The 7,579-nt window shown below is 61.8% G+C and carries 7 protein-coding genes and 1 tRNA gene; 1 reads left to right on the forward strand and 7 read right to left on the reverse strand.

Annotation, left to right across the window (positions count from 1 at the left end):
- Positions 1 to 44: 44 nt before the first annotated feature.
- From GGQ64_RS09265 to GGQ64_RS09290, 6 genes are all read right to left on the reverse strand, one after another.
- On the reverse strand, positions 45 to 962 hold the full coding sequence (locus tag GGQ64_RS09265) for a serine hydrolase (RefSeq protein WP_183802515.1): 918 nt from the start codon (positions 960 to 962) through the stop codon (positions 45 to 47).
- 27 nt (positions 963 to 989) lie between these two features.
- On the reverse strand, positions 990 to 1,955 hold the full coding sequence (locus GGQ64_RS09270) for an ABC transporter ATP-binding protein (protein WP_183802518.1): 966 nt from the start codon (positions 1,953 to 1,955) through the stop codon (positions 990 to 992).
- Positions 1,942 to 2,937, reverse strand: a complete 996-nt coding sequence (locus GGQ64_RS09275) for an ABC transporter ATP-binding protein (RefSeq protein ID WP_183802521.1) — start codon at positions 2,935 to 2,937, stop codon at positions 1,942 to 1,944. The genes GGQ64_RS09270 and GGQ64_RS09275 overlap by 14 nt, the downstream gene beginning before the upstream one ends.
- Before the next feature lie 4 nt (positions 2,938 to 2,941).
- Positions 2,942 to 3,763 carry an ABC transporter permease gene (locus tag GGQ64_RS09280; protein WP_183802524.1) on the reverse strand — a complete coding sequence of 274 codons (822 nt, stop codon included), beginning with the start codon at positions 3,761 to 3,763 and terminating at the stop codon, positions 2,942 to 2,944.
- Between the two features lie 3 nt (positions 3,764 to 3,766).
- Positions 3,767 to 4,702 carry an ABC transporter permease gene (locus tag GGQ64_RS09285; protein ID WP_183802527.1) on the reverse strand — a complete coding sequence of 312 codons (936 nt, stop codon included), beginning with the start codon at positions 4,700 to 4,702 and terminating at the stop codon, positions 3,767 to 3,769.
- Between the two features lie 70 nt (positions 4,703 to 4,772).
- Positions 4,773 to 6,281 (reverse strand): ABC transporter substrate-binding protein, encoded by a 1,509-nt coding sequence (locus GGQ64_RS09290; RefSeq protein WP_183802530.1) that lies wholly within the window; start codon positions 6,279 to 6,281, stop codon positions 4,773 to 4,775.
- A gap of 142 nt (positions 6,282 to 6,423) precedes the next feature.
- Between GGQ64_RS09290 and GGQ64_RS09295 the strand changes: the two genes are divergently transcribed.
- Entirely contained in the window at positions 6,424 to 7,302 is an 879-nt protein-coding gene (locus tag GGQ64_RS09295) for a LysR family transcriptional regulator (protein WP_183802533.1), read from the forward strand.
- 182 nt (positions 7,303 to 7,484) lie between these two features.
- Here GGQ64_RS09295 and GGQ64_RS09300 read toward each other — a convergent pair.
- Positions 7,485 to 7,561, reverse strand: a tRNA-Met gene (locus tag GGQ64_RS09300).
- Positions 7,562 to 7,579: the final 18 nt, after the last annotated feature.

Raw genomic sequence — 7,579 nt, forward strand, 5'->3', positions numbered from 1 at the left:
AACCGCTGCCCACTTTTGCTGGAATTGCTCTAGATCCTACGGCGTCAGTTCAGCAGAATGTCGCAAAGAACCTTTCCTATTTCAGGGAAGACTTTTGGATAGTCCTCGCAGATCCCTTTCCCCTGCGTCATCAGGCAGACGATGATGGCCGCCTTGCCCGGCGCAGCAATGCGGATCAAATCGTGCTTGTAATAGGACGCGCGTGGATCGCCCGTCCAGGAGTTCTGTCCGGCCTTGCTCCAGATGCAAGCTTCGGCCGGCACGCCGCCACCGAGGAAGTCGTTGACCTGGAAGTGCGGCTGTTTCGCCTCCGAGCTTTCGCGGTCGCGAAGAAGGATTTTCTGCGCGCGCGCGCGCGAAGCGTCGGACAGCGGAACCGCGCCGGCGAAGATCTCGTGAAACAGCCGTGCCGCGGCAAGAGGGGTGAGGGCGTTCAGATATTCGCCGGAGCGGCCGGCATACTGCGCCTCGCGACCATAGCGAATATCGTCCATCAGCTTTTGCGTGATGTTGCAGGTTTCGAATTCCGGCCATCCGTGATCGTGGAAGAACCGGTTCAGCCTCTCGCGTTTTTCGCGCCAGCTTTCGAATTCGGAGGTGTCGAGCAGCGTGTTGCCGGTCGTGCCGGTAATCACGTCGATCACATAATTGGTTCCGGTGTTCGACGACCAGAGAATCATGTCGCGCATGGCGCGTGACAATTCCTCATGATCGGCCACGCGGCCCGTATCGATGGTGCTCAACGCGTGCACGAGATGGAACACCTTGACGAGACTGCAGGGATAGCATCGCCAGTCGCCGCGATAGGCAAAGCCATCGGGCGTTTCGCCGAAGCCGTTTTCCCGCAGGGCAACGAAACCGAAATTGTCGGGAGTCAGACCCTGTTCGCCAAACTGCTCGAGGAGGCAGGCGGTAACGCTGTCACAGCGGCCGGACCAATCGGCGTCGGATTTGAAAAACATCGGGAATTCTTTCTATGGGGAACGGGGTCACGCAAGAACGCGGGCGGCTTTCCAACAGCGGGCAAGACCGCCGGTATCGAGAGCCTGCATGGGCTGCGGCGCCTGGCAGGCGGTCTCGGCGAGCGGACAGCGCGGAGCAAAGCGGCAACCGGGCAGGACGGCAAAAGGATCGGGTATCTCGCCGGTAATCGGCTCGCGCAGGGACTGTGGCCGGCGTACATCCGGCACGGCGTCGATCAGCGCCTGCGTGTACGGGTGCTGCGGCGTGGCGAAAAGGCTGGTGCACTCCTGCAGCTCGACGATTTCGCCAAGATACATCACCGCCACGCGGTCGCAGAGATAGCGCACGACATTCATGTCATGCGAGATGAAGATGATCGTCAGGCCCTTGTCCCGGTTGAGGCCTTTCAGCAGATTGATGATCTGGGCCTGCACCGAGGCATCGAGCGCCGAAACCGGCTCGTCTGCGATCAGCACCTGCGGATCTGCGCAAAGCGCGCGGCCGATCGATACCCGCTGGCGCTGACCTCCGGAAAGGGCATGGGGGAATTTCAGCGCGGTTTCCGGGACGAGACTGACTTCCGCCAGAATGCGCTGCACTTCAGCCTGCCGATCGCCGCGCGGCATTTGCGGGCGGTAACGCGCAACCACCTCTTCCAGCTGGGCGCCGATGGTCATGCGCGGGTTCAGCGAGGAATAGGGGTCCTGAAACACCATTTGCAAGCGGCCTTCGCGATCCGGCCCTTCAAGCGGGTGGCCATCGAACAGCACCCGTCCGCCATCGCTCGGCTGAAGGCCTATCCCGATGCGTGCCAGCGTGCTCTTGCCACAGCCTGACTCGCCGACAATGCCGAGGATCTCACCCTGACGCACCGCCAGATCCACGCCACGCACCGCGTGAAGATAGACCGGCTTGCGGTTGACGAGCAGATCGCCAAAACTGCGCTTTACGGGAAAGCGGCGCTCGACCTTCTGAAAATCAAGCAGCGGCATGGGACACCTCGTTCAGAATGCACGCATCGAAATGTCCCTCGGCGGCGGCGGGGCGCGAATGCAACCCGGGCGCCGCGCCGATGGCGCATTGCGGCTGGGCAAGGGCGCAGCGAGGCGCGAAGCGACAGCCGGCCGGCGGGTCGATCAGGCTCGGCGGCGCGCCCTTGATCGGAATCAATTGGCTGTCGCGGCTGACCTGTCCCGGCAGGGCCGCCAGCAGGGCCTGCGTGTAGGGATGGGATGGCGCGTCGAGCACATCGCGTACCGCGCCCGTTTCCACCACGCGTCCCGCGTACATTACCGCCATCCGGTCACAGATCTGCGAGACCACGCCGAGATCGTGGGTGACCAGGATGATCGAGGTGCCCAGGCTGTCGCGCCGTTCTTTCAGGAGGCGCAGGATCTGGTCCTGCACCGTGACATCGAGCGCGGTGGTAGGTTCATCGGCAATGATGAGGCGCGGACGTAGCGCCAGCGCCATGGCGATGACGACGCGCTGTCTCAATCCACCGGACAATTCGTGCGGATAGGCATCGAGCCTGCGCTCGGGCGAGGTGACATGCACATCGCGCAGGAGTTGCAGGGCGGCTTCGCGGGCCTCGGCGCGGGAGGCCTTGCGATGGCGGCGGATCACCTCGCCGATCTGCTTGCCGATCCGCATCGTCGGGTTGAGCGCCGACAACGGATCCTGGAAGATGAAGGCGACGTCGCGGCCGCGCACTTGCGCAAGTTCGCGCTCATGCATCCGTGCCAGGTCCCCGGTTTCCTTCAGCATGATCTGGCCGCTGGCCACCTGGGCCGAAGCTCCACCGAACAGGCGCAGGATGGATCGGCAGGTCGCGGATTTACCGCAGCCTGATTCGCCGACGATGCCGAAAATCTCACCGGGGTTGACGTCGAAGCTGACGCCGTCCACCGCCCTTGCGGTGCCTGAGGGACTTTGGAATTCGGTGACCAGATCGCGGACGGACAGAAGGCTCATGACGTTACCCCTTCGGCTTCAGGGCTGTGGCGAGACCCTCGCCGAGAAGCGAGAAAGCGATGCCGATCCACACGATGGCGAGGCCAGGGAAAATGGCCATCCATGGCGCTTCCCGCATATAATCGATGCTCTCGACGATCAGCAGTCCCCATTCGGGCGCGGGCGGCTGCACGCCGAGACCGAAGAAGGACATGGCCGCCACAGCCTGCACCGTCAGCACCACGTCGGACATGGAATAGACCACTGCCGGAGTGACCACGTTGGGCAGGATATGGCGCAACATCACCCTGGGCTTGCCGAAGCGCAGGACGCGCGTCGCCTCGATGAATTCCAGCCGGGAGACCAGCAGCGTTTCGCCGCGCACGATGCGGGCATAGCCGATCCAGTTGACGATGAAGAAGGCGATGTAGAGATTGGCCTCGCTCGGTCCGAGAACACCGACGATCGCAAGGATCAGGACATAGAAGGGGAAGGCCCAGACGATATCGGTAAGCCGCATGAGCGCCGCATCGACAATGCCGCCGTAGAAACCGGCGACCAGACCGATCATGACGCCCATGATCATCGGGCCGAAGACGCAGACCAGGGCCAGTCTGAGATCGAAGACGGCGCCTGCGAGAATGCGCGTGAAGATATCACGCCCGAAATTGTCGGTGCCGAACCAGTGCGCGGTCGACGGCGGCTGCATGGCGGCGGCAAAATCCAGCGCCAGCGGATCGTAAGGCGACAGGATCGGGGTCATGAGCGTTGCCGCAAGGGTAACCGCCAGCATGAGCAGGCCGATCGCACCGGCGGGTGTGCGCAACAGTTTGCGAAGGATGGGCATCGTCTACTCCAGCCGAACGCGCGGATCGGCCAGCGCGTAGCAGATGTCCGTGATCAGGTTGACGATCACCACCATGATGGCGAAGAACACGGTCAGCCCGCGGATCACCGGCAGATCCCGCGAAACGATCGCGTCGATCAGCAGGCTGCCGAGACCGGGTACGGAAAATATCTTTTCCACCACCACGGTCCCACCGATGATCCAGCTCACCCGCACGCCGATGATCGAGATCGTCGAGATCAGGCTGTTGGGCAGTATATGGCGCAGGAAAACCTCATGGCCGCGCAGGCCCTTGGCACGGGCGGTATCGATATAATCGGCCTTCATCGTGTCGATCAGCGCCGCACGCAGGCTTTGCTGGATCAAGGCTGCGGTGGAAAGCCCGACGACGAGCGAGGGTAGAAACAAACGGCCGATATTGGCCAGGAAACCATCCCCCACGCCGCCGGTCGCAAACCAGCCCATGCGAAGCGCCAGCCACAGGATCAGCACGTAACACAGCCAGAAGGGCGGCATGGCGACCACGACGACGAAAATCTGGCGGACCACATTGTCGAGCATGCGCCCGCGGTTCGCCGCCGCCAGAATGGCAAAGGGCAAGGCAATCAGAAGCGCAATCACCGTCGAATAGCCGACGATGGCCAGCGTGAAGGGCAGGCGCTCCGCCACGAGATCGATGATCGGCTGCTTGTGAAAGATCGACACACCGAAGCTGCCGGTCAGACAGTCTCGCAAGAAATAGAGATACTGGACCCAGAGCGGCTTTCCGAGACCCCAGAGTTCCCGCATCGCCTGCAGTTCCTCGGGGCTGGCCCGAGTGCCCATGGCGCGCGAGGCGGGATCGCCCGGCATGATCTGGAGAAGCAGGAAGCTGATCATCGTTATCCCGATCAGAACGGGCACAAGCATCAGCAGACGTTTGGAGATGGCGAAGAGCATGAATTTCTTACCGGCGGTTGGCCGCTGCGGTTGAAGGGGCCTCCGCCCCGGCCGGGCGGAGGCGGTCGTCTTACTTTTCGAGCTGTACCTCTTCGAGGCGGAAGTTCGAGGTCGGTAGAATCTCGAAGCCCTTCACCTTGTCCTGTACCGCCCAGGCGGACGCCGGATGATACAGGAAGATATAGGGGGCACCGTCGTGCAGGATCTGGATCATTTCCTTGAACATGGCGCCGCGCGCTTCCCCGTCCACGGTCTTCCGTTCCTCGACGTAAAGCGCGTTCAGGCGGTCATTCTTCCACTCCGTATGATAGGCATTCGCCCGCTCCGGATTGACCGCGACGAAACCGATGATCTGGTCCGGATCGATCGTGTCGGACGTGGTGTAGGAGACCGACATATCGTAGTTTCCGGCCTTGGTGGTTTCCCATTGGGTACCGCCCTCCAGCATTTGAACCTTCAGCTTGACGCCGACCTGCTGCAACATGGCCTGCAGCGCGATGGCGGCGTTGCGGCTGGTGGCGGCACCGGAATCGACGACGAGCTGCGCCTCGAAGCCATCCGCATAGCCGGCTTCGGCCAGCAACTGCTTGGCCTTGGCCGGATCATAGGCATAGGGCGCAAGGTTCTTGTCGGCATGAGCCATGACGGGCATGGCCGACGCTGCGGGGTTGCCCGCGCCGAAAAGAACACCCTGCACGAGCGCGTTCTTGTCGACTGCATAGTTCAGCGCCAGGCGCACGCGCTCATCGTCGAACGGCTTGCGGGTGGTGTTCAGCTGTACGAAATCGGCGCGGTAGGGAATGGTCCGGCCGACGGTGATGCCATCCTTGGCATCCAGCTCCTTGAGCTGGTTCAACGGCGGATCCAGCGCCACGTCCACTTCGCCGGCCTCCAGCTTGATCACGCGGGCCGACGGCTCCGTGACGACCTCGAGCACCGCTTCGTCCACGAAGGGCTTGCCCTGCTGCCAATAGTGCGGATTTTTCGCCAGATTGACGCGCGAGCCCCGGACCCGGGATTTGAGCATGAACGGGCCTGAACCAATCGGGGCATCGAAAAATGCAGCGCCCTTGGCTTCCACCTGTGCCTTCGGCAGGATTGCCGCTGCGAAAAGCGCCAGGTTGTTGAACGCAGGCGTGAAGGGCTCGGCAAGCTTCATGGTGATCTCACGCTCGCTGACGATCTCGAAGCTGGTGATCGGCCGGTAGAAGCGCCCCCAGCCCGAGCCTTCCGAGGCGGCGCGCTCGATCGAGAATTTGACATCCTCGGCGGTGACCGGGGTTCCGTCGGAGAACTTCGCGTCGCGAAGTTTGAAATTCAGCGTCAGTCCGTCGTCCGAAACGGTCCAGCTTTCGGCCAGTCCCGGTTCGAGTCCCTCGCCGGTCTTGTCCGGGCGGATCAGCGTGTCGAAGATCAGAAGCTGCGTCCAGATCGAACCGTTGTCGCTGCTGGCGATCGGATCGAGGCTGACGGGATCATAACCGATCGCAACGCGTAGTGTTTCCGCATGCGCAACCATTCCTGCGAGCGAAAACGCCGAAGCAAGAAGCAGACATTTCAGATTGAGTCGGGGCAGCATGAAGGTTCTCCTGACCTTGCGTGGATGTCTTGAAGCGCTCTTGCGGGGGACGCAGCCGCTTTCGTTTGACAGGATCGATGTTAGACAACGGGCTTGTCTCCGAATAATAATAAATGCGCTATCTTCTATCAGCAGGTTGATAATGGATCTCCGTGAACTCGAACTTTTCGGCACTCTGATGCGCGTGGGTACCACCACCGAAACTGCGCGGCTTCTCGGGATCTCCCAGCCCAGCGTCAGCGGGCAATTGAAGCGGCTGGAAAGCAGGCTCGGATTTTCCCTGTTCCATCGCACTGGAAACCGGCTGGAACCGACGCATGAGGCCAACGAGCTTTTTGCGCTCTCCATCACGATCTTCAATACGCACGCGCTCGTCCGTTCCAAACTGGCGACATTGCGCAATCTGGCATCGCGGCCTGTGGCAGTCTCGGCAACGCCCGCCCTCGTCGAAAGCTTTATCGGCCCGATCCTTATTCGTGCGGGATACCAGAATTGGAAAAAACGTATCGTCCTGAGGGTTCACTCTCCGGAAGACGACCTTCGCAGGGAAGAAGCGGACATCGGCTTGCAGATGGCCTTGCCGCCAAAGGCCGAATTTCAGGCTTACAAGGTGGGTCAGACGCCGTTGGTGGCCGTGGTCGGAACAGACCATCCGCTGGCGCGGCTCCAAACGCTCACCTGTCTGGACGTCTCCATGCACCCTTTGGTTTGCTACAATACGGACTGGTCGCCGATGGGCGGTACGATCCGAGCCGCCTTTGCGGCGCAAGGTCTCAGTTACGATCCTGCCTGCGTGGTGCCGTTCTGCGCAAATGTGTGCAGCATGGTGCGGGCGTGCGGCGGGGTGGGGATCGTCGATTCCATGACGGCGCGCGACTACGCGATGCACGGACTTGTGTCACGCCCGATCGCCGATATGCCGGACGTGTCGATCATTGCGTTTCACAGGCGGAACGAGCCTTTGCGGGCTCCCGTACAGGATCTGTTGACCGCATTCCGCAAATCAGCGGCCCAAGTTTAAACCAGCTGATACGCCTCTTGATAGTCGTCGGAGAATCGCCACCCCGCATCGTGCCCGCTTTCCAGCGATAGGGCAGTCGCGCCCATCTGGAGACGCTTACGCGGAGGAGCATTGTGCTCGCTATCCGGAACCAGAAGCGGCAAAAGCCCCACTGGGGGGCTTTTGGGGATTTCCGGGATGATTGGTTGCGGGGGCAGGATTTGAACCTGCGGCCTTCAGGTTATGAGCCTGACGAGCTACCGGGCTGCTCCACCCCGCGTTAGTCTTGAGCGCCGGG

The organism is Mycoplana azooxidifex, assembly GCF_014196765.1.
GTDB classification, from domain to species: domain Bacteria; phylum Pseudomonadota; class Alphaproteobacteria; order Rhizobiales; family Rhizobiaceae; genus Mycoplana; species Mycoplana azooxidifex.

Bases quoted from the DNA above. Each gene is read 5' to 3' on its own strand.
- GGQ64_RS09265 (WP_183802515.1), bottom strand. From the start codon at position 962: ATGTTTTTCAAATCCGACGCCGATTGGTCCGGCCGCTGTGACAGCGTT.
- GGQ64_RS09270 (WP_183802518.1), bottom strand. From the start codon at position 1,955: ATGCCGCTGCTTGATTTTCAGAAGGTCGAGCGCCGCTTTCCCGTAAAG.
- GGQ64_RS09275 (WP_183802521.1), bottom strand. From the start codon at position 2,937: ATGAGCCTTCTGTCCGTCCGCGATCTGGTCACCGAATTCCAAAGTCCC.
- GGQ64_RS09280 (WP_183802524.1), bottom strand. From the start codon at position 3,763: ATGCCCATCCTTCGCAAACTGTTGCGCACACCCGCCGGTGCGATCGGC.
- GGQ64_RS09285 (WP_183802527.1), bottom strand. From the start codon at position 4,702: ATGCTCTTCGCCATCTCCAAACGTCTGCTGATGCTTGTGCCCGTTCTG.
- GGQ64_RS09290 (WP_183802530.1), bottom strand. From the start codon at position 6,281: ATGCTGCCCCGACTCAATCTGAAATGTCTGCTTCTTGCTTCGGCGTTT.
- GGQ64_RS09295 (WP_183802533.1), top strand. From the start codon at position 6,424: ATGGATCTCCGTGAACTCGAACTTTTCGGCACTCTGATGCGCGTGGGT.